This is a genomic window from Microbacterium sp. P5_B6 (genome assembly GCF_056400345.1).
In genome coordinates this window covers 379003-400516 of record NZ_JBFULL010000006.1, presented here as the reverse complement: position 1 = coordinate 400516, position 21514 = coordinate 379003, and the positions used below count along the sequence as shown (strand labels likewise).

Below are 21514 nucleotides of genomic sequence, written 5' to 3'. Positions count from 1 at the left end.
AAGGCCCGGGTGAGGAATCACCCGGGCCTTCGCGTTGTCTGCTCTCGAGGCGTTCAGTTGCCCCTGGTCGCCTGCCACACCGCGCGGCGGGCGGCCTGCTCGACGGGATCCGGCACCGGAAGAGAGGCCAGCAGACGCTTGGTGTAGTCGTCCTTCGGGTTCAGCAGCACCTGCGCCGTCGTCCCCTGTTCTCGGATCTCGCCGTTGCGCAGCACGATCACACGATCGGCCACCTGGTCGATGACGGCGAGGTCGTGGCTGATGAACAGGGAGGCGAAGCCGAACTCACGCTGCAGGTCGTCGAACAGCTCGAGCACCCGCGCCTGCACCGACACGTCGAGCGCACTGGTCGGCTCGTCGGCGATGAGCAGCTTCGGGTTGAGCGCCAGCGCTCGCGCCAGCGAGGCGCGCTGGCGCTGCCCGCCCGACAGCTCGTGCGGGAACCGGTCGCCGAATGACGCGGGCAGGCGGACGGCATCCAGCAGCTCGTTCACCCGCTGACGGGCCGCCTGCGTGGAGCGCGCCCGCTTGTGCACGACGATCGGCTCGGCGATGCACTCCGCGATGGTCAGCAGCGGGTTGAAGCTGGTCGCGGGGTCCTGGAACACGAACCCGATGTCGGGGCGCAGCTTGACCAGGTGGCGCGGCTTCGCCCCGAGCAGCTCCTGACCGAGCACGGTGAGCGACCCGCCGAGAACCTCGGTGAGTCCGACCATGGCGCGGCCGATGGTCGTCTTGCCAGAGCCGGATTCGCCCACGAGCCCGACGACCTCACCGGGTCCGATCCAGAAGTCCACGCCCTTCACCGCGATGACGCCGGCGGCGCCGAAGCGTCCTGGGTACCCGATCTGCACCTGTCGGGCGACGACCAGGCTGCCCTCCGGTGGGACGGTCGGAGCGGGCGTCGAGCGGTCTTGGCTCGCGCTCTTGCCGTGCCCCACATGCGGCACGGCGGCGAGCAGCTCGCGCGTGTACTCCTGCTGAGGATGGGCGAACAGCTGCTGCACAGGCGCCTGCTCGACGATCTCGCCGCGATACATGACGATCACTCGGTCGGCGAGATCGGCGACGACCCCCATATTGTGCGTGATCAGCACGACCGTCGCGCCGAACTCGTCGCGACAGGCGCGCAGCAGCTCGAGGATCTCCGCCTGCACGGTGACATCCAGCGCCGTCGTCGGCTCGTCGGCGATGATCAGCTTCGCATCCAGCACGAGCGCCATCGCGATGACCACACGCTGCTTCTGGCCGCCCGAGAACTGGTGCGGGTAGTCATCGACGCGCTTCTCGGGATCCGGGATGCCGACCTTCCGGAGGATCTCGACGGCCTTGGCCTTGGCCTCGGAGTTCGAGATCCGCTCGTGAGCCTTCAGGCCCTCCGCGATCTGGAAGCCGACGGTGAAGACGGGATTGAGCGCGGTCGACGGCTCCTGGAACACCATCGCGGCGTCCCGGCCGCGCATCTCCTGCAGATCGCCCGCGCTCGCGTGCACGATGTCGGTCTCGCCGCCGTCCCGACCCCGTACGATGATGGCGCCCGAGAGCGTCGCGGTCTCGGGCAGGAGCCCGAGCAGCGCGTTGGCGGTGACGGTCTTGCCCGACCCTGACTCGCCGACGATCGCGAGCACCTCACCGGCACGCGCTTCGAGCGAGATGCCGTCGACGGCGCGGACAGGCTCGCCATCGGTCGCGAACGTGATCTTCAGATCGGAGACGGATGCGATGTCGGTCATGCGGCACCTCCCGCGCGGCGACGGCGGCGCAGCCGCGGGTCGCTCAGATCGTTGAGGCTCTCGCCGACGAGCGTGATGCCGAGCACGACGACGACGATCGCAATGCCGGGCGGGATTGCCGTCCACCAGATGCCGCTCGAGACATCTGCGACGGAGCGCCCGAGGTCGTAGCCCCACTCGGCGGCGGCCGTCGCCTCGATGCCGAACCCGAGGAACCCGAGGCCCGCGAGGGTCAGGAGCGCCTCCGACGCGTTGAGCGTCACGATGACCGGGATCGACCGGGTCGAGTTGCGCAGCACGTGGCGCGTGAGGATGCGGTAGGTCGGCACCCCGATGACTCGCGCAGACTCGACGAAGGGCTCGGCCTTGATCCGCACGACCTCGGCGCGGATGACGCGGAAGTACTGGGGCACGAACACGACGGTGATCGCGAGCGCCGTCGAGATGATCCCGCCCCACAGTGTCGACTGCCCCCGCGAGATCGCGATCGCGAGCACGATCGCGAGGAGCAGTGACGGAATGGCGTAGATGGCGTCCGCCATGACCACGAGGACTCGATCGAGCCACCCACCGAAGTAGCCGCTCACGAGACCGAGGAAGATGCCAAGGAAGATCGAGAACAGAACGGCGAACAGGATGACGAACAGGGCGGTCTGCGCTCCCCAGATCACGCGCGAGTAGACGTCGAAGCCGCCCACGGTCGTGCCCCAGATGTTGACCGGATTCGGCGGCATCTGCGTGCCGAACGACACGCCGTCCACGCCGCGCTGCGCCCAGCCGAAGGGTGCGATCCATTGCGCGAACAGTGCCACCACGACGAAGACCGTCGAGAGGATCAGGCCGAACACCAGCATCCCGCGCTGAAGGCCCACGCTCTGGCGAAGATGCGAGATCACCGGGATGCGGTCGAGGAGCGGCACCTTGCGGGGCGAGATCTCGGTCACGGCGGGCGAAGCGGGAGCGGAGGCCGGAGCGACAGCATCCGTCCCCAGGGGGGTCTGGTTCTCGGCAGACATCAGTACCTCACCCGCGGGTCGATGACGGCGGCGATGATATCGACGAGGAAGTTCGTGAAGGCCACGATGATCGCGATCATGATGATGATGCCCTGCACGGCGACGAAGTCGCGGGCCTTGATGTACTCCGAGAGCATGAAGCCGATGCCCCTCCACTCGAACGATTTCTCGGTGAGGACCGCACCCGACAGGAGCAGGGCGATCTGCAGTCCCATGACCGTGACGATCGGGATGAGAGCCGGCCGGTACGCGTGCTTGGTCAGCAGACGGTACTCGTTCACCCCTCGGGAGCGCGCCGACGTGACGTACTGCGAACCGAGGGTACCGATGACGTTCGTGCGGACCAGACGCAAGAAGATCCCGGCGGTGAGGAGCCCGAGCGCGAGGCCGGGGAGAACAGCGTGCCACAGCACGTCCGTGACGGCCGCCGGGCTGCCGAGGCGGAACGCATCGATGAGGTAGATGCCCGTCGGGTTCTCGAGACTCTGCAGCCGCAGCTCGGTGCGCGTGGAGGCGCGACCCGCGACAGGAAGCCAGCCGAGCCACACCGAGAAGACGAGCTTCAAGACGATCGCGACGAAGAAGATCGGCGTCGCGTAGAAGAGGATCGCGCCGAAGCGGAGCAGGGCGTCCGGTACTCGGTCGCGCTTCGCCGCGGCGAGGATCCCGAGCGGGATGCCGACCGCGAAAGCCACGACGAGCGCGTAGAAGGCGAGCTCGAGCGTCGCCGAGCCGTACGTCAGGAGTATCTCGCCGACAGGGCGATTGTCGGTGATGGTCGTGCCGAAGTCACCGCGAAAGACACCCGCGAGGTACTCGAAGTATTGGATGATCACGGGCCGGTCGTAGCCGGCTGCGGCGATGCGTTCCGCCAGCTGATCGGGCGGGAGGCGCCCGCCGAGCGCAAAGGTGATGGGGTCACCCGTGAAGCGAGTGAGGAAGAAGACCACCGTGACGACGATGATCACGGTCGGGAGGATGAGGAAGAACCTCACCAGAATGTAGCGCCACATCCCGCCGCTCTTCGGAGAGACGAGCGAGGACGAGGCGACTMCTGCATCGGTCACTGTGACCATGGAGAACCTTCAGGTTAGGGGCATGAACCGGGGTCCGGTCGGCGGGACGAACCCGTCGGCCGGACCCCGGCACGTACTGACTGCTACTTGTGAATCGGCGCGTAGCGGAACTTGAACGACCCGTCGAGGGTCGTGCCCTCCACCGCGGCACCCACGACCGCGATCTGCGCGCCCTGAAGCATCGGCAGTGTGGAGAGGTCGGCCGCGACGAGATCCTGGATCTGGCCGAGGTCCTCCTCGCGCGTTGCGGCGTCTGTCTCGGTCAGCTGCGTCGAGATGAGGTCCTGCACCTCGGTGTTCTCGTAGTGGTTCGCGAGGAAGTTGTCCGCGGCGAAGAACGGACGCAGGTAGTTGTCGGCATCTGAGTAGTCCGGGAACCAGCCCAGCTGGTATTCAGGGTACGCATCGGCGACGCGGTCCTTCGAGTACTGCCCCCACTCCGTCTGCGCGAGGCTCACCGTGAACAGGCCGGTCTCTTCGAGCTGCGACTTGATAGCGGCGTACTCGTCACCCGACGAGGGGCCATAGCGGTCGCCCGCGTACTGGAGGTTGAGGGTCACGGGCGTCGCGACTCCCGCCTCCTCGAGGCGTGCCGCCGCCTTGTCGGCGTCCGGGCCGCCGTTGCCGTCGCCGTAGAGGCCCTTGAGGGCCTCGTTCGCGCCTGTGAGCCCCTGCGGGACGTACGAGTAGAGCGGCGTGTAGGTGCCCTTGAACACGTCCTTCGAGATCGCGTCGCGGTCGATCAGGTCGGCCGCCGCCTGGCGGACGGCGAGCGACTTGGCGGCGTCGGCCTCGGCGGTCTTCGCGCCGAAGGGCATCGTGTCGAAGTTGAAGACGATGTAGCGGATCTCTCCACCGGGGCCGTCGACGATCTTGACGGCGTCGTTCGTGGACAGGTCGTCGATGTCGGTCGCCGAGAAGCTGCGGAATGCGACGTCGATGTCACCGCCCTCTACATCCAGCTTCATGTTAGAGGCGTCGGTGTAGTACTTGACCGTCACACCGGCGTTCTCTGCGGCACCGAGGTTGCCCTGGTAGTCGGCGTTCGGCGAGTACGAGATGAGTTCGTTCACCTTGTACGAGTCGATGACGTACTGGCCCGCGAAGGGCTTGCCTGCGACGATGTCGGCGTCGGCCGTGACGCTGTCGGCTGAGAAGACGTCCTCGTCCACGATCGGAGCGGCGGGGCTCGAGAGGATCTGCTCCCAGGTCTGGTCGTTGCCGCTCTTGAGCGTGAAGACGACTGTCGTGTCATCCACGGCCTCGGTGCTCTCGAGGTTGCCGAGCAGCGACGACGGACCGTTCTCGTCAGCGATGGCGGTCTGACGATCGAAGCTGAACTTGACGTCCGACGCGGTCAGGTCGTTTCCGTTCGCGAACTTCAGACCCTCTTTGAGCTTCACCGTGTACTCGGTCGGCGAGGTGAACTCAGCCGACTCGGCGATGTCGGGTGTGACCTCAGCGGTTCCGTAGACGCTGTTGAGGAGAAACGGGTAGATCTGGTTCATCACCGCGAACGAGCCGTTGTCGTACGAACCCGCAGGGTCAATGGACGTGATGGTCTCGGTCGTGCCGACGATGATCGGCTCGCCCGACGCCTCGTCGGTGCTGTCGGTGTTGCCTCCGCCGCCGGCGCAGCCGGCGAGAAGGAGAGCCGAGGCGCCGAAGGCCCCGATGGCGAGGCCCAGACGGCCGCGCGCGCTGTGATGCAGTGACATATTGCTACCTCTGCTGTGAAAAGGATCGGCTGCGCCAGGCGACTCAGCCACTCGGGATATCTTCGCCGGGCAAGGCGCCGAGGGCAATCGAGTGAACGATTCGTAACGAGACTGCAATCCAGCGAAAGTGGCACGGGATGCCGCATCCCGCGTGCGACATGCTCGGCGCGACCGTCGATCAGGTCAGCGAATTGCGCAGCGCGCTGTTCACGGCCGCGGTCAGCGACGCGAATCGCTCGTTCGTCGCGAGATCCTCGACGAGCACGCACCGGCCCTCGGGCCCGGCGAGCGGCACCTGCCAGTTCGGATACTCCCGGTGTGTGCCGGGCTGGTTCTGCACGCGCCGCTCGCCCACGGCGTCGACCAGCCCCACACCGAGGAGCACCGATGGCGAAGCGGTCAGCAGCACGTGCAGCGCCTCGACGACATCCTGCTCGGTCGCACCCGCGTCGATGAGCCCGCGCTCGCGCAGGAGCGACAGCATCCGGTCGCGCTCTGCGATCGCTTCGGTGCGCACCTGCTCGACCGGCTCGGTGAGCAGGCCCAGCCGCGCTCGCAGGTCGACGTGCTCGCCGGCGAGATACCCCGCCGTCGGCGGGAGATCGTGCGTGTTGACGGTGGCGAGCACCGACTCGCGGTAATTCTCCGGAGGCTTGAAGCCGTCGCCCTCGTACTCGAACCACAGCACGGAGGTGCCCAGCACCCCGCGAGACGAGAGATACTCGCGCACCCACGGCTCGACGTTGCCGAGGTCCTCGCCGATGAGGACCGCGCCGGCGCGCTCGGCTTCGAGTGCCAGCACGCCGATCATGGCCTCGTGGTCGTACCGGACATACGTTCCGGCGGTCGGTGCCTGGCCCGTCGGAATCCACCACAGGCGGAAGAGCCCGATGACGTGATCGATCCGGAGTGCCCCCGCGTGCCGCAGGAGGTTGCGAATCATGTCGCGCAGCGGCGCATACCCGGCTGCGGCGAGCGCGGGCGGCAGCCACGGCGGCTGGCTCCAGTCCTGCCCCTGCTGGTTGTACATGTCCGGCGGCGCGCCGACGCGCATGCCCTGGGCGTACATGTCACGCAGGGACCAGGCATCCGATCCCTCCGGATCCACCCCGACCGCCAGATCGTGCATGACGCCGATGCTCATGCCTGCCGCGCGCGCGGCATGCTGGGCCGCCTGGGCCTGATCGTCGGCGATCCACTGCAGCCAGACATGGAAATCGACGCGTTCAGCGAGCCGAACGCGCAGCTCTGCGACGAGCGGTGATCCGATGTCGCGGGCGTCCGCGGGCCTTTCCTCACCGGCGGGCAGCTGCGCGTAATGCTCCTCGAGCGCGCACCACAGGCCGAAGTCCTGAAGCGCCGCGCCTCCGGCCGAGATGAAGGCATCGAGGGCGGCCTGCCGTGCAGCGCTCCGGGGAGCGCGGTGGATGATCTCGAGCGCCTGGCGCTTCGCGATCCAGGCGATATCGCGGTCGACGAGCTCGGGGTCGGTGTCGGTGGCAGCGGCGGGCAGCTTGGCCCCGCTCACGAGCGCTGCGTCCTGCGGGGTGAGATACGCCGCTTCGCGGATGTCCTCAGGTCGTACGTAGAGCGGAGCGATGAACCGCCTCGTGGCCGGCAGGTAAGGCGACGGCTCGATGGGCACCGTGACCTCGGCCGCATGGATCGGGTTGACCAGCAGGAAGTCGGCGCCCCGCGCCGCGGCAATGGTGGCGAGGTCTCCCAGGTCGGCGAAATCCCCGATGCCCCAGGACGCCCGCGAACGCACGGAGTACAGCTGGGCCATGAGTCCCCACGCCCGGTGGCCGGCTCCGGGACGCGTCCGCGGAGGCGAGAGCCGGTCAGGCGTCACGATGAGCGCAGCCTTCGCCGCGCGGACCGGGATCGCTCCCCGGTGCTCGCCGGCGGTCAGGGTGTGCCAGCCGAGCGGCACATCGTCGGGCAGCGGCACGCGCACCCGCCACCGCGGCGAGCCGTCGATCGTCCGCGACTCCGCCTGCTGGTCGGGAATCCGGATGCTGCGCCGCGACCCGTCCTCGAGCGTCAGGGTGACCTCGACATCGCATCCGTCGGCGACGTGCACCAGCACTTCGCCCCCGCCTCTCCGCACGACGACCGAGGGCGGGAGCAGGCTCCGCCACGGCGCTTCGTCGGCCGCGATCAGTGCCGCGGCCGCCGACGCCTCGTCGTCCGCCGCGACGCCCATCGCGCGAAGGATGAGCCGCAGGGTGCTTGCCGGCACCTCCACGCGGTCGCCGAAGAACGACCAGTAGCCTGTCGCGACTCCGTGTGCCTCGGCGAGTGCGGCGAGCGTCGGCGTCGGTCGGTCGTCCGTGGTCATCAGACCCCCCTCGTCAGGACGATCCTTGCAGGGGAACGGATGCCGAGGCTAGGCGAAGGGGTCCCTTGACCGGTTCGACAGGTCAACCACGCGTTTACAGGGAGGATTCGGCGGATCGGCCCTGGGGATCCGTGGTTGACCTGTCATCCGGTGGGCTGAATCGGGCGCGGGCCACCAGCCCCGGGTTTCAGCGGCCGGGACCGAGCCCGAAGTGGAGGAGCTCCGACTCGGTGAGCATGCGACTGCGGATGATGAACCGGCTGCCCGTCGGGCCCTCGACGCTGAACCCGGCGCCGCGGCCGGGCACGACGTCGATGGTCAGGTGCGTGTACTTCCAGTACTCGAACTGCGCCTCGGAGATGTAGACCTCGATCGGATCGTCGAGCCCCGCCTCCAGCGAGCCGAGGTGCACGTCGCTCGGGCCGGTGAGGAACATGCCGACCGGGTAGCACATGGGCGCGCTGCCATCGCAGCATCCGCCCGACTGGTGGAACATGAGCGGCCCGTGCTGCGCGGTCAATTGCCGGATCAGGGCGGCAGCGGCATCCGTCACGGCCACCCGGCTGGAGGTCTGCGTCTCTGTCATCTCGCCTCGTCACTGTCACTCGGGCCATCACCCGCCCGCCGCGTCGAGGATGCGGCGGCTCTCGTGTGGGGGGAATCCTCGTCCGACGACCGTCAAGGGGATCCGGTCGTCGGACGAGCGTGAGCCGGCCGGCGGCTCAGAAGAAGCCCATGGGCCCCTCGGCGTACGAGACGAGGAGGTTCTTCGTCTGCTGGTAGTGGTCGAGCATCTTGAGGTGGTTCTCGCGCCCGATGCCGGACTGCTTGTACCCGCCGAACGCGGCGTGCGCGGGGTACTGGTGATAGGTGTTCGTCCAGACGCGGCCGGCTTCGATGGCTCGGCCGGCACGGTAGGCGGTGTCGCCGGAGCGGCTCCAGACGCCCGCGCCCAGTCCGTACAGCGTGTCGTTGGCGATCGAGATGGCTTCGTCGAAGTCGTTGAACGAGGTGACCGAGACGACGGGCCCGAAGATCTCCTCCTGGAAGATCCGCATGTCGTTCGTGCCCTCGAACACCGTCGGCGCGACGTAGTACCCCTCGCTCAGGTCTCCGCCCAGATCGACGCGGTGACCGCCGGCGAGCAGCTTCGCGCCGCCCTGCGTGCCGATGTCGATGTAGCTGAGGATCTTCTCCAGCTGATCGTTCGACGCCTGCGCGCCGATCATCGTCGCCGGGTCCAGCGGGTTGCCCTGCACGATCTTCGCGACGCGGTCGAGCCCGTCGCCGAGGAAACCGTCGTAGATGGAGCGCTGGATGAGTGCGCGGGAGGGGCAGGTGCACACCTCGCCCTGATTGAGTGCGAAGAACGTGAAGCCTTCGAGCGCCTTGTCGTAGTAGTCGTCCTGCGACCGGGCGACGTCCTCGAAGAAGACATTCGCGCTCTTGCCTCCGAGCTCGAGCGTGACAGGGATGAGGTTCTGCGAGGCGTACTGCATGATGAGGCGTCCGGTGGTGGTCTCACCCGTGAAGGCGACCTTGCGGATCCGCTTGTGCTGCGCGAGCGGGGCGCCGGCTTCGATCCCGAAGCCGTTGACGATGTTGACGACGCCGGCGGGCAGGAGGTCGCCGATGATCTCGAAGAGGAACAGGATGCTGGCCGGGGTCTGCTCGGCCGGCTTGAGCACCACGCAGTTGCCCGCGGCGAGGGCGGGGGCAAGCTTCCACGTCGCCATGAGGATCGGGAAGTTCCACGGGATGATCTGGCCGACCACGCCGAGCGGCTCGTTGAAGTGGTAGGCGACCGTGTCTTCGTCGATCTGGCTGAGCGACCCCTCCTGGGCGCGCAGCACACCCGCGAAGTAGCGGAAGTGGTCGATCGCCAGCGGGATGTCGGCGGCCAGGGTCTCGCGGATCGGCTTGCCGTTCTCCCAGGTCTCGGCCACGGCGATCGCCTCGAGGTTCTGCTCGATGCGGTCGGCGATCTTGTTCAGGATGTTGGCGCGCTCTGCCGGTGTCGTGCGCTTCCACGACTCGAACGCCTGCCATGCGACCTCGACGGCGCGGTCGACGTCCTCGACGGTGCCGCGGCCGACCTCGGTGAAGGGCTTGCCGTTGACGGGCGAGATGTTCTCGAAGTACTGGCCGCGGACGGGCTCGACGAACTCGCCGTCGATGTAGTGGCCGTACCGCGGACGGTAGTCGGCGACCGATCCCCGCTGGCCGGGGGCGGCATAGACGCTCGAGACGCCCTCTTCGACGATGGTCATGTGTGTCTCCTTCGACGCTTCGGCGGCTTCGGTGCCGCGCTGCGACGAAGATAGGGCCGGCCACGTTGCACGATGTTGCACGGGATGCCGCGGCATCCGTCCGGCATTCCTCCGGGCGCCCGGTCGACAGGTCAACCACGCGTCTGCAGGGAGATATCGGCCGGTCGGACCTGTGGATCGGTGGTTGACCTGTGGATCCGGGGGGTGCGGGTGGACGCGAGTCGGGGCGAGCGGGGCGAACGTCCGATCGAGCCGGGGGCCGCTCCAGCGGCGCCGGGGCGACCTACTCGCGCTCGAGGCTCTCGAGCCGCTCGATCCGCGCCACGACCCCGGCGCGCTTCGGCGAGCGCGCGGGCAGCATCGACAGGCACAGCCGCAGGAGCTCCTCGTCGTCGGCGCCGGCCGCGGTGTCGGCGAAGACGAGGAGGACGTCGACGGATGCCTCGGCCAGGAGCGCCTCGCGCAGCGCCGTACGCACCGAATCGCGGAACTCCTCCACTCCCGGCGCGGACGAGTCCGGGAGCACGTCGCCTCGATAGGCGGCGAGCGCGACGCGATGCGCACCCCGATCGAGCAGTGAGAGCACCTGGTGGGCGTCCGTCTCGATGGGCGCTGACAGCCGGTAGGGACGGGACTCGAGCGTCATGGCGGGCGCGGTCCTCTCGAGCGCTTTCCGCAGGCGCACCATCTCGGCACGGAGGGTGACGGAGGCCTCGGGGTCGCCGTACACGAGCTCGCCGAGCCGGTCGGCCGAGAGGCCCTCGCGATGGGTGGCGAGCATCAGCAGCAGCTCGGCGTGCCTCTGCCCCAGCTCGGAGATCTTCTCGACGCCGTCGCCCGCGACCTCCAGGAGCGCCCGATCGCGGCCGAGCACGCGCAGGGTCGTGCGGGTCGCCTCCATGCGGCGGGCCGGCCGGGGTGCAGGCGTCGCTTCTCGGGCCCGCAGTCGCGCGAGCAGGAGCTCCCCCTCGACGGCGCGCGCCGTGGCATCCACCAGCAGCTGAGCCTGCGGCGTGACCACCTGCTCGCCACCGGTGACGTCGATGACCCCCACGATGCGGCGCGTCTCCGGGTCGTGCACCGGCGCCGCGGTGCAGGACCATGGCTGCACCAGCCGGTTGAAGTGCTCTGCGCCCCGGATCTGCACCGACCGGTCGAGGGCGATGGCGGTTCCCGGCGCAGACGTGCCGACCGCGTCCTCCGACCAGTTCGCACCCGCCACGAATCCCATGTCACCCGTCAGGGCGCGGATGCGGTGATCCCCCTCGACCCAGAGGAGCCGGCCCGCGGCATCCCCCACCGCCACCACGACACCGGCGTCTTCGGGGTCGCCGGGAATCAGGAGACCCCGGATCATGCCGATCACGCCCGCGAGAGGGTGCGCCCGCCGGTACTCGTCGAGTTGAGGGAGCGGAAGGTCGAGCGGTGGAAGCGCCTCGGCCCCGACGAGCTTCGCGACCGATCGACGCCAGGACTCGCGGACCAGCGGACGGATATCGCCGAGCCGCACATCCGCGGCATTTCCCGACACGAGCTCTTCGTGGGCACGCTCGATGATCAGTCGCGAGTTCTCGGGCGAGGCATCGCGCCTGGTCGACCACGGTGAAGTCATCGCGGCTCCGATCGACGTCGGGGAGCGTGCGTCTCAGTGTAGGCGCGCCGGGCACGGCGACGGCTGACTCAGGCGCGGGCAGCCCACCACGCCCTGAGGCGCGCCTCGGCCTCTTCCTCGCCGATGCGTCCCTCGTCGAGGCGGATGTCGAGCAGGAACCGATAGGCCTCGCCCACTTCGCGCCCCGGTCCGATGCCGAGGAGCTCCTGGATGCGGTTCCCATCGAGCTCGGGACGCATCGCCTCGAGCTCCTCCTGCTCCGCCAGCTCCGCGATGCGTCGCTCGATGTCGTCGTACGCCCCGGCCAGGCGAGCGGCCTTGCGCTTGTTGCGGGTGGTCACGTCGGCACGGGTGAGGATGTGCAGCCGCTCCAGCTCGCCCCCGGCATCCCGCACATAGCGTCGTACGGCGGAATCGGTCCACGCACCCTCGGCGTACCCGAAGAAGCGCAGGTGCAGCTCGATGAGCCGCGACACGACCCCGATGGTGTCGGAGTCGAACCGCAGCGCCTGCAGGCGCTTCTTGGCGAGCCGCGAGCCGCGGACGTCGTGGTGATGGAAGGTCACCCCGCCGCCCGGCTCGAGGCGCCGGGTGGACGGCTTGCCGATGTCGTGCAGCAGGGCGGCGAGCCGCAGCGGCACGTCGGGAGCAGCATCCGGATGCCGCAACCGCTCGAGCTGGATGGCCTGGCGCAGCACCGTCAGCGAGTGCTCGTAGACGTCTTTGTGGTGGTGATGCTCGTCGACCTCGAGCCGCAGCGCCGGAACCTCGGGCAGGAACACGTCCATCAGGCCCGTGTCGACGAGGAGGCGGATGCCGCGCACCGGGTCGTCCGTCTGCAGCAGTCGCGTGAGCTCACCCTGGATGCGCTCGGGGCTCACGATCGACAGCGTCTCGCGCAGCTCGGCGATGGCGGCCTCGGTGTCGGGGTCCACGGCGAATTCCAGCTGCGACGCGAAGCGCGCGGCGCGGAGCATCCGCAGCGGGTCGTCTCCGAAGCTCACGCGCGCGTCGATGGGCGTGCGCAGCCGGCCAGCGAGAAGGTCCTCGACGCCCCCGGTCGGGTCGACGAGGGTGCGGCCGGTCACCCGCAGCGCCATGGAGTTGACCGTGAAGTCGCGGCGCACGAGGTCGCCCTCGAGATTGTCGCCGAACTCGACCGAGGGCTTCCGCGTCAGACCGTCGTAGCTGTCGGCGCGGTAGGTGGTCACCTCGACCTGCTCGCCCGCGACCCGGGCCCCGATCGTCCCGAAGGCGCGTCCGACGTCCCACTGCACCGAGCTGATCGGCGTGACGATGGCGAGGATCTCGTCGGGACGGGCATCCGTCGTGAAATCGAGGTCGTTCGTCGCGCGGCCCAGCAGCGCGTCGCGCACCGGCCCGCCGACGATCGCCAGCTCGCGGCCCGCGTCCGCGAACGCCCGGCCGAGCGTCGCGACGACGTGAGACTCCGCGAGCGCACCGAGCCGGGCGACGCCCTCGGCCATGTTGAGCATGCGACGAGCCTACCGACGACCCCGGGGCGGCCCCGCTGACGGTCAGTCCTCGAACCGAAGGAATCCCGCGAAGGCGAGCTCGCGCACCCGAGGCAGCAGGTCCGCGCGGAGGGCGACGGGGTCGACGTCCATCAGCTGGGCGATCGCGTCCGACAGCACATCGATCGCGAGGTCTCCATCGCAGGCGCCGACGAGTGCCGCCAGCGCCGGATCCACCCCGATGGTGCGCCCGAGTCCGCCGCCCTGCCGCAGCTCGATGACGCTCGGCGCCTCCTCACCGGGGAGGTGGTGGCGGGCTTCCGTGACGTCCGACCCGACATGGAACACGGATGCCGCGACGCCCTGGTCATCGAGCACCGCGAGTCGATCGTGCGCGGCGAGTGCATCGGCGAAGTGACGTCCGAGGTGCGCGCCGCTCGGCGCCTCGCTGACCCGCTCGTAGCGCGCGAGGGTGGGCGCCCCCTCGGCGGGGCGGCGGAGCAGGATGTAGCCGAATCCGATGGCGGTGACCTCCCGCTCGTCGAAGTCGTCGAGCCACGCCTGAGCGAGGCGGGCGAAGTCGGGGTCGCCCGGCACCGTCCCGCCGTCACGGATCCACAGCTCGGCGTACGCGAGCGGGTCGAGGCTTTCGCGCTCGATCACCCACGCGTCCAGCGGCACCGGGGAGAACTCCACCCAGCCCCGCACGCGATCCAGTCCCTCGACACCGTCCCGCGTCTCCCAGTTGCCCAGCAGCTGTGCGACGCCGCCCGGTGCGAGGTGCGCCCCGGCGCCGCGCACGAACTCCGAGACGAGGTCATCCCCGACCATGCCGCCGTCCCGGTACTCGTACTCCGGCACGCCGGCGATCCGCGGCGTGATGACGAACGGCGGATTCGACGCGATCCGATCGAACTGCTCACCCGCGACAGGTTCGAACAGGCTGCCGGCACGGACGTCGATTCCTCCCACCCCGTTGAGCATGGCGTTCAGTCGCGCGAAGCCCAGAGCACGCTCCGAGATGTCGGTTGCGACGATCTGGTCCACGTTGCGGCGAGCGCGCAGCGCCTGGATCCCACATCCCGTGCCGACATCGAGGCCCCGCGCAGCGGGAGTCGGCAGCTGCAGCGCGGCAAGGGTCATCGACGCTCCGCCGACGCCCAGCACGTGGTCCACCGGCAGGGGCCCGCCCAGGGCCGCCTCGTCGAGGTCGCTCGCGATCCACCAGCCGCCGTCGCCGGCGTCGTCCGCGAACGGCTGGGCGCGCACGAGGGCGAGCGGACGGATGCTGGGCGCTTCGCGCCGTGCGAGCCCGAGGCCCACCAGCCCGTGACCCCGGGTCCGCGGGAGGGCCGAATCCACGAGGCCGGCGGGCTGCGGCATCCCGAGCGTGAAAAGCCGCGCGAGGACGGCGAGCGGGTCCTCGCGGCCCTCGAGCGCACGCACGGCGGGGAAGCGGAGGCCGCGTCCGAGGGCCTCGTCGGCGACGTCACCCCACGCCGCGCGGACGTCAGCGCCGTGGTAGCCGGCCTCTCGCAGGTCGTCGGCGAGCGCCGCGCACAGCTGTGGATCGGGCACGGGGACGGGGAGCGATGTCACGGTGTCCATTCAACCCGGGTCCGGCACCTGTGCACCCCGGACGCGCGAACCGCGGTGCACGCGCGGGGCGCTCGAAGGGCACGCCCGTAGAATCACAGTCGATCGTGCGGTCCGGAATCGCACAGGAGCGAACGCCAGCATGATTGATCCCCCTACGCGCCCCCTGCCCTCCGGGCCGGGACTCCGCGTTCGTCTGGGTGCGATCGCGGGGCTCGCCGCGATGCTCATCGGTCTCGGAGCAGCCCCCGCCGCCTCCGCGATCACCGCCGGCACGGCCTCCTCCGCGATCACCGCCGGAACGGCCTCGTCTCCGTCCGCGACGCCGTCGCCGACTCCCTCCGCAAGCGCGGTCGAGGGAGACGCCGAGTTCACGCTCGCCCCGATCTCGAACGGCATCCTGAGGCCGGGCGAGACCCTGACGGTCTCGGTCACCCTGGCGAACGCCACGTTCTCGCCGACCTCTCCAGGCACGGTGTCGCTGTCGTTCGGGACGACGCCCCTCACTGACCGCCGCGATCTCGCGGCATGGCTCGATGGCGAGGGAACGGCCAGTGTGGCCGAACTCGCCTCGATCGCCTTTCCTGCTGTGGATGCCGGTGCCGCCGAGACGCGGGGAATCACAGCCGGGGAAGGCGACCCCCGGCTCGCCGCCCTCACCCCCGGCGTCTACCCCGTGGTGGCCACGCTGACGACGGGCGAGGCATCCTTCACGTCGACGAGCGCGGTCGTCGTCCCCGACGACGCCGCCGCCCCCGTCGGTGTGGGCGTCGTGGTTCCCGTCACGGCCGGTCCCACCGCGGAGGGACTCCTCACCCCCGACGAACTGGTCGAGCTGACCGGTCCAGAGGGATCGCTGACCAACATCCTCGATGCCGTCGAGGGCACCGAGGTCATCCTCGCTGTCGACCCGGCGATCCCGGCGGCGATCAGGGCGCTCGGCGCCTCCGCGCCGCCGAACGCCCTGCTGTGGCTCGCACGGCTGGAGGGGCTTCCGCAGACCCGCTTCGCCCTGCAGTTCGGGGACGCGGATGTGGCGGCCCAAGTGCAGGCGGGAATCGTCCCGCCCCTTCGCCCGACCTCCCTGCAGGCCTATCTCACCCCGGACGACTTCATCGCGGAGGACGCCCCCGAGCCCACCCCGTCCGCGAGCCCCGTCCTCGACCCGACCGCTCCGGTCTACCCCGACACCGAAGCCCTGCTCGACATCGGGCAGGCTCGCGCGGGCGTGTTCTGGCCTGCGACGGGGACGGCCGGCGCTGATGTCGTCGCGGCCCTCGGCGCGCTGACCGTCGACGATCAGCGGGGTCTGACGCTCATCCCCTCCGATACGACGGCTGCCGGAGCCGATGGCAGGACCGTCGCCGCCCCGGGCAGCGCCGGGGAAGCACCCGTGCTCGTCTACGACTCGGCGATCTCAGACGAGCTTGCTGATGCCTCGACCCTTGACATCGCGTCGCTGCGCGGCGCACATCTGGCGGCCGCCACGGCCTATCTCTCGTTCGCGCTGGACGAGACCGGGGGCGCACCGCTGCTGGTGACGGTCGACCGCGCGGAGGATCGCTCGCGGGTCGCCCTCCGCACGGCGATCACGGCGGCGCTGGGCACTCCCTCGGCGACCCCGGCCGCCCTGGGCACGCTCGTGAACTCGACCTCGCAAGCCCTCGACGTCGTCGCCATCGCGGCAGACGAAGCCCGCACCGCGGCGGCATCCGCGCTCGTCGCCGATGAGGCCGCGATCGCCGATTTCTCCTCCATCCTCGACGACCCGGGACTGCTCCGGCAGCCCGAGCGCGCCGAGATCCTTCAACTCCTGGGCGAGGCATGGCGCCCGCAGCCCGAGGCATGGGCTGCGGCACTCGAGACCCACCGCGGCGAATCCGCTGCGACGCTGAATTCCGTGGGGATCATCCGCGCAAGCCCGATCCAGCTGATCACCTCGGGCGCGGTCATCCCGGTCTGGGTCCGCAACGACCTCCCCTACCCCGCCAACGTGACTTTGTTCGCCGCGCCGGACGATCTGCGCCTCAGGGTGCAGCAGACCACCAGTGTCGTCGCGCAGCCCCGGAGCAACACGCGCGTCGAGGTCCCTGTCCAGGCGCAGCTCGGCAGCGGCGATGTGACCATCCAGCTCGAACTGCGCAGCCCGACCGGCGTGCTCATCGGCGACGCGCAGACCCGCGAGGTGCACGTCCGCGCGGAGTGGGAGGGCATCGGACTCGTCATCATCGGTGTGTTCGGTGTGGGATTCCTCCTCGTCGGAGTCATTCGCACGATCCAGCGGCGACGGCGGCGGCGGAAGGATGCCGAGGCGGGCCTCGAAGGGCCGACTGTGGACGCTGGGCCGAACGAACCCGATGCGGCTGAGCCGAACGAACCCGATCCCGCCGAGCCCGATCCCGCCGAGCCCGATCCCGCCGAGCCCGACCGGAGCGAACCTGAGCTGAGCGAACCCGACCGGAGCGAACCCGACCGGAGCGAACCCGATCCCGCCGAGCCCGAGGAGCCCATCCGATGAGCGGCATCGCCCGCGCGAGCGCGATGATCGGCGCCGGAACGCTCGTCTCGCGGCTCACGGGCCTCCTGCGCACGATCGTGCTGGTCGCGGCGATCGGCTCGGTGCAGAGCCGCGCGGGCGACGCGTTCGCGGTCGCCAACCAGCTGCCGAACATCATCTACACGATCATCTCGACCGGGCTGCTGACCGCGGTCATCGTGCCGCAGATCGTCAAGGTGGCAGCCAATCCCGACGGCGGCCAGGCCTTCATCTCCAAGCTGGTCACGATGGGCACCGTCGTCCTGCTCGGCACGACGGCTCTGGCGGTGGCACTGGCACCATGGCTCGTTCTCCTGTACGCACCGGACTTCCCACCCGACCAGCTGGCCCTGGCGACATCCTTCGCGTACTGGTGCCTGCCGCAGATCCTCTTCTACGGCCTCTTCGCGCTGCTCGGCGAGATCCTCAACGCTCGTCGCGTCTTCGGCCCGTACACCTGGGCGCCGATCATCAACAACCTGGTGTCGATCGCCGGCTTCACGGTGTTCATCCTGCTCTTCGGTCCCGAGCAGACGATCGTCGAGGACTGGACACCCGGCATGATCGCCCTCCTCGGCGGCACCGCGACCCTCGGAATCGTCCTCCAGACGCTGCTGCTCGTGTTCTTCTGGCGACGCGCCGGCCTCCACCTGCGCCCGGACTTCCGCTGGCGGGGCCTGGGTCTCGGAAAGCTCCGCGATCTCGCCAAGTGGACGTTCCTCATGGTCCTCGCCGGGCAGCTCGCGGGCGTCGTGCAGTCGCGCGTGCTGTCCCCCGCATCGGGCGAGGGCGCGGCGATGATGGCCTCACAGAACGCCTGGCTGATCTTCATGCTCCCCTACTCGATCATCGTGCTGTCGATCGGAACGCCGTACTTCACGCAGCTCAGTGAGCACGCGCATGCCGGTCGCGACGATGCTGTGCGAGCCGACATCGGCAGCAGCATCCGGACCCTCGGCCTTTTCACGATGATCGCAACCGCAGCCCTGATGGTGGCCTCGATCCCCGCCTCGCGCATCTTCACCGCGACTCCCGCACAGGCAGTCGACGCCGCACTCGTGCTGGTGTGCTTCCTCGTTTCGCTCGTGCCGCTGGCGGTGCTGTTCGTCGTGCAGCGGACCTTCTACGCCTACGACGACACGCGCACGCCCTTCATGTTCACGCTGTTGCAGACGACGATCGTCATCGCGACCGCGCTGATCGCTTCGGCGACGCTTCCCCTCGATCGGCTCGCGGCCGGCGTTGCGCTCGGCCAGTCGATCTCGAGCATCATCCAGGTGATCGTGGCGACGTGGCTCCTGAACCGTCGACTCGGCGGTATCGGAGTCGGTCGATGGATGCTGTCGCTCGGCCGCTTCGCTCTCGCGGCGATCCCCGCGGCCGCCGCGGGATGGGGCACCTTCCTCCTCCTCGGCGGCGTGAACGGCTGGACGGTGTCGGACCGCCTGCTCGGCGCCATCGGGACGGCCGTCATCGGGGCCGTCGCAGTGCTGGTCTATCTCGGGATGCTGGCACTCCTGCGGGCCCCCGAGCTCGCCGTGGTCGGGCCGATCGTGCGCAGGCTCCGCGGCCGCTGACCCGTGGGAGTTCGCCCAGGGTGTTCTGTGAACCCCCGTCATGCGCACGAGCCGCGGAATACCGCGCGCTTACGATTGGTTGAGTCATCCGGAACTCACAGAGGGGGCGGACGTGCGTCACGTCATCATCATCGGATCGGGGCCTGCCGGCTACACGGCGGCCATCTACGCGGCTCGCGCGAACCTCGAGCCGCTGGTCATCGCGAGCTCGGTCGAGGCGGGTGGCGAGCTGATGAACACGACCGATGTCGAGAACTTCCCCGGCTTCCCCGAGGGGATTCTGGGCCCTGACCTCATGACCAAGATGCAGGAGCAGGCCGAGCGCTTCGGTGCGGAGGTGCTCTACGACGATGTCGTCGATCTCGACATCTCTGGTCCCGTCAAGCGCGTGACTCTCGGCAGCGGCGCTGTGCACGAGGCGACGAGCCTCGTCTACGCGACGGGCTCGGCGTACCGCAAGATCGGCATCGAGGGCGAGGAGCGCCTCTCGGGCCGTGGGGTGTCCTACTGCGCCACCTGCGACGGGTTCTTCTTCCGCGAGCGCGAGATCGCGGTTGTGGGCGGCGGTGACTCGGCGATGGAGGAGGCCACCTTCCTCACGAAGTTCGCATCGAAGGTCTACGTGGTCCACCGCCGCGATGAACTGCGCGCCTCGAAGATCATGCAGGAGCGCGCGTTCGCGAACCCGAAGATCGAGTTCGTCTGGAACAGCGAGGTCATCGACATCCTCGGTGACGAGGCCGTCAACGGCCTGCTCCTGCGTTCGACGATCGACGGCACGGAGCGCAGCATCCCGCTCGATGGCGTCTTCGTCGCCATCGGCAACGACCCGCGCACCCACCTCGTGCACGACAAGCTCGAGCTCACGTCTGCGGGCACCATCTGGGTCGACGGCCGCTCATCTCGCACGTCGCTGCCCGGCGTCTTCGCCGCGGGCGATGTCATCGACCCGACCTACCGGCAGGCTGTGACGGCCGCCGGCAGCGGAACCGTCGCCGCCCTCGATGTCGAGCACTTCCTGGCTTCGCTCGGCGAAGCGGGGGCGCCAGTCGCCGATGCCGATCAAATCGAAGGCCTCGCCGAGGTCGACGCCGCCTGAGTCGGCGTGGGGAACATCTCCGCCTCCGCGGACGTTCCCCTCCCATGAGGCTCGCCCCCCTGACGTTCCGATCGAAGGAGAAACCCTATGACTGCCAAGGCCACCAATTCGACCTCGTGGAGCGAGGATGTTCTGCAGGCTGACGGGCCCGTGCTCGTCGACTTCTGGGCCGAGTGGTGCGGGCCGTGCCGCATGGTCTCGCCGATCCTCGACCAGATCCAGGCCGAGCACCCCGACAAGATCACGATCCTCAAGCTCAACGTCGACGAGAACCCCGATCTCGCCATGAAGTACCAGATCACGTCTATCCCGGCGATGAAGGTCTTCAACAAGGGTGAGGTGCAGACGACGATCATCGGCGCCAAGCCGAAGTTCGCTCTCGAGCAGGATCTCGCGAACTACCTGGCGTAATCCGCCTTCGGTTTCAGAAGCCCCGCGCTTCGGTGGAGGAATCCCCGGTGCGCGGGGCTTTTCTGTGCTCCGGATGTCGGAGCCGCCGTCGCTGTCGCACTTATGCCGTTTGCGGCATCCATCGATTTCGACGCCGATTTCCCGGAGGATGTCGATATCTCTCACGCCCGTTCGACGTCTGAGTGAAAGCCGGCGAGAGAGCCGTCTTCGAGCGGGAACGGCCCGCTGACGACAAGGAGCAGGACATGCGCTGGATGCTGATCATGCAGGTGGAGCCCGAGGCTGCGGCCCGTGCCGCCCAGACCCTCGACCTCGCCCAGGTGTTCGCGGTGATGGGGGCGTACAACGACGAACTGCAGAAGGCGGGAGTCTTCCTCTCAGCCGAGGGCCTCGCCGACGCGACCGAGGGGTTCCGCGTCGACTTCTCTTCGCAGCCGCCCGTCGTCACCGACGGACCCTACGCCGAGGCGCGCGAGATCTTCACGGGCTACTGGCTGCTGGAGGTCGCGAGCCGTGAAGAGGCCGAGCACTGGGCGCGGAAGTGCCCTCTGGGGCCCGGCACGGCGCTCGAGGTGCGGCGTGTCAATGAGATCGCCGATTTCCTGCCCGACCTCCAGGGCGTGTCGGCCGGTGAATCGGTCGCCCGGGAGCAGGAATGGCGGGCAGCGACCAGCTGATCGCTGACGGGATGCCCCGACTACGACGCGTCAGCGCGCACCACCGCATCCCAGCGGCGGTGCGTGTTGGCGTCCCCGAGCAGCCGCCACACGGCTCGCGTCAGGGGCGGATATTCGAGTGCGATCTGCCGGAGCACGCGGTAGTGGCGAGCCTCGTTGGGTCTCGAGCCCCCGTTCGCCAGGATGTTCTCCGCGCGAAGGGTGTAGACCACGAGCTCATCGACACTCGGAAGGTCTTCCATGAAATCCCACGGATCCTCCCCGTTGCGGAGCCTCTCGTGAACCAGCACAGACAGCTCGTCCGCGGCCTCCGCACGCAGGAGCTCGAGACTGGCCCTCCGGCGGGGGGTGTCGTCACGCGTCGCCATTACTCAAGC

General features: G+C 69.1%; 16 protein-coding genes. 5 read left to right on the top strand and 11 right to left on the bottom strand.

Annotation, left to right across the window (positions count from 1 at the left end; genetic code table 11):
• Window positions 1–53: 53 nt before the first annotated feature.
• The 10 genes from AC1DP3_RS11200 to AC1DP3_RS11155 form a co-directional block, all read right to left on the bottom strand.
• Complete coding sequence (locus AC1DP3_RS11200; RefSeq protein ID WP_477293240.1) at window positions 54–1733, bottom strand: dipeptide ABC transporter ATP-binding protein; 1680 nt, start codon at window positions 1731–1733, stop codon at window positions 54–56.
• The gene (locus tag AC1DP3_RS11195) at window positions 1730–2749 is read right to left on the bottom strand and encodes an ABC transporter permease (protein ID WP_477293239.1); all 1020 of its coding nucleotides are present in this window, start codon (window positions 2747–2749) and stop codon (window positions 1730–1732) included. The genes AC1DP3_RS11200 and AC1DP3_RS11195 overlap by 4 nt, the downstream gene beginning before the upstream one ends.
• A complete protein-coding gene (locus AC1DP3_RS11190; protein ID WP_477293238.1) occupies window positions 2749–3825 on the bottom strand; it encodes an ABC transporter permease in 1077 nt (358 codons plus the stop codon). The genes AC1DP3_RS11195 and AC1DP3_RS11190 overlap by 1 nt, the downstream gene beginning before the upstream one ends.
• An 83-nt stretch (window positions 3826–3908) precedes the next feature.
• Window positions 3909–5543 carry an ABC transporter substrate-binding protein gene (locus AC1DP3_RS11185; protein ID WP_477293237.1) on the bottom strand — a complete coding sequence of 545 codons (1635 nt, stop codon included), beginning with the start codon at window positions 5541–5543 and terminating at the stop codon, window positions 3909–3911.
• Between the two features lie 178 nt (window positions 5544–5721).
• Complete coding sequence (gene malQ / locus AC1DP3_RS11180; protein ID WP_477293236.1) at window positions 5722–7884, bottom strand: 4-alpha-glucanotransferase; 2163 nt, start codon at window positions 7882–7884, stop codon at window positions 5722–5724.
• 187 nt (window positions 7885–8071) lie between these two features.
• On the bottom strand, window positions 8072–8470 hold the full coding sequence (locus AC1DP3_RS11175; RefSeq protein ID WP_477293235.1) for a DUF779 domain-containing protein: 399 nt from the start codon (window positions 8468–8470) through the stop codon (window positions 8072–8074).
• A 136-nt stretch (window positions 8471–8606) separates the two neighbouring features.
• Window positions 8607–10154, bottom strand: a complete 1548-nt coding sequence (gene exaC, locus AC1DP3_RS11170) for an acetaldehyde dehydrogenase ExaC (protein WP_477293234.1) — start codon at window positions 10152–10154, stop codon at window positions 8607–8609.
• A gap of 283 nt (window positions 10155–10437) precedes the next feature.
• On the bottom strand, window positions 10438–11766 hold the full coding sequence (locus AC1DP3_RS11165) for a GAF domain-containing protein (protein WP_477293233.1): 1329 nt from the start codon (window positions 11764–11766) through the stop codon (window positions 10438–10440).
• A gap of 68 nt (window positions 11767–11834) precedes the next feature.
• Complete coding sequence (locus AC1DP3_RS11160) at window positions 11835–13262, bottom strand: CCA tRNA nucleotidyltransferase (RefSeq protein ID WP_477293232.1); 1428 nt, start codon at window positions 13260–13262, stop codon at window positions 11835–11837.
• A 42-nt stretch (window positions 13263–13304) separates the two neighbouring features.
• Window positions 13305–14849, bottom strand: a complete 1545-nt coding sequence (locus AC1DP3_RS11155; protein WP_477293231.1) for a DUF7059 domain-containing protein — start codon at window positions 14847–14849, stop codon at window positions 13305–13307.
• Between the two features lie 130 nt (window positions 14850–14979).
• Between AC1DP3_RS11155 and AC1DP3_RS11150 the strand changes: the two genes are divergently transcribed.
• From AC1DP3_RS11150 to AC1DP3_RS11130, 5 genes are all read left to right on the top strand, one after another.
• Window positions 14980–17355: a DUF6049 family protein gene (locus AC1DP3_RS11150; RefSeq protein WP_477293230.1), complete on the top strand. Its 2376-nt coding sequence runs from the start codon at window positions 14980–14982 to the stop codon at window positions 17353–17355.
• A complete protein-coding gene (gene murJ, locus AC1DP3_RS11145) occupies window positions 17352–18950 on the top strand; it encodes a murein biosynthesis integral membrane protein MurJ (RefSeq protein ID WP_477293229.1) in 1599 nt (532 codons plus the stop codon). The genes AC1DP3_RS11150 and murJ overlap by 4 nt, the downstream gene beginning before the upstream one ends.
• Before the next feature lie 112 nt (window positions 18951–19062).
• Window positions 19063–20049, top strand: a complete 987-nt coding sequence (trxB, locus tag AC1DP3_RS11140; protein WP_477293228.1) for a thioredoxin-disulfide reductase — start codon at window positions 19063–19065, stop codon at window positions 20047–20049.
• 87 nt (window positions 20050–20136) lie between these two features.
• Entirely contained in the window at window positions 20137–20460 is a 324-nt protein-coding gene (gene trxA / locus AC1DP3_RS11135; protein WP_477293227.1) for a thioredoxin, read from the top strand.
• A 245-nt stretch (window positions 20461–20705) separates the two neighbouring features.
• Window positions 20706–21137 (top strand): YciI family protein, encoded by a 432-nt coding sequence (locus AC1DP3_RS11130; protein WP_477293226.1) that lies wholly within the window; start codon window positions 20706–20708, stop codon window positions 21135–21137.
• Between the two features lie 20 nt (window positions 21138–21157).
• On the opposite strand, the gene AC1DP3_RS11125 is transcribed toward AC1DP3_RS11130, so the two are convergent.
• Window positions 21158–21505, bottom strand: coding sequence for a tryptophan synthase subunit alpha (locus AC1DP3_RS11125; protein WP_477293225.1), 348 nt, complete (start codon window positions 21503–21505; stop codon window positions 21158–21160).
• Between the last annotated feature and the right edge of the window lie 9 nt (window positions 21506–21514).

Coding starts and splice junctions, on each gene's coding strand:
- AC1DP3_RS11200 (WP_477293240.1), bottom strand. CDS start 1,733: ATGACCGACATCGCATCCGTCTCCGATCTGAAGATCACGTTCGCGACC.
- AC1DP3_RS11195 (WP_477293239.1), bottom strand. CDS start 2,749: ATGTCTGCCGAGAACCAGACCCCCCTGGGGACGGATGCTGTCGCTCCG.
- AC1DP3_RS11185 (WP_477293237.1), bottom strand. CDS start 5,543: ATGTCACTGCATCACAGCGCGCGCGGCCGTCTGGGCCTCGCCATCGGG.
- malQ (WP_477293236.1), bottom strand. CDS start 7,884: ATGACCACGGACGACCGACCGACGCCGACGCTCGCCGCACTCGCCGAG.
- AC1DP3_RS11175 (WP_477293235.1), bottom strand. CDS start 8,470: ATGACAGAGACGCAGACCTCCAGCCGGGTGGCCGTGACGGATGCCGCT.
- exaC (WP_477293234.1), bottom strand. CDS start 10,154: ATGACCATCGTCGAAGAGGGCGTCTCGAGCGTCTATGCCGCCCCCGGC.
- AC1DP3_RS11165 (WP_477293233.1), bottom strand. CDS start 11,766: ATGACTTCACCGTGGTCGACCAGGCGCGATGCCTCGCCCGAGAACTCG.
- AC1DP3_RS11160 (WP_477293232.1), bottom strand. CDS start 13,262: ATGCTCAACATGGCCGAGGGCGTCGCCCGGCTCGGTGCGCTCGCGGAG.
- AC1DP3_RS11155 (WP_477293231.1), bottom strand. CDS start 14,849: ATGGACACCGTGACATCGCTCCCCGTCCCCGTGCCCGATCCACAGCTG.
- AC1DP3_RS11150 (WP_477293230.1), top strand. CDS start 14,980: ATGATTGATCCCCCTACGCGCCCCCTGCCCTCCGGGCCGGGACTCCGC.
- murJ (WP_477293229.1), top strand. CDS start 17,352: ATGAGCGGCATCGCCCGCGCGAGCGCGATGATCGGCGCCGGAACGCTC.
- trxA (WP_477293227.1), top strand. CDS start 20,137: ATGACTGCCAAGGCCACCAATTCGACCTCGTGGAGCGAGGATGTTCTG.
- AC1DP3_RS11130 (WP_477293226.1), top strand. CDS start 20,706: ATGCGCTGGATGCTGATCATGCAGGTGGAGCCCGAGGCTGCGGCCCGT.
- AC1DP3_RS11125 (WP_477293225.1), bottom strand. CDS start 21,505: ATGGCGACGCGTGACGACACCCCCCGCCGGAGGGCCAGTCTCGAGCTC.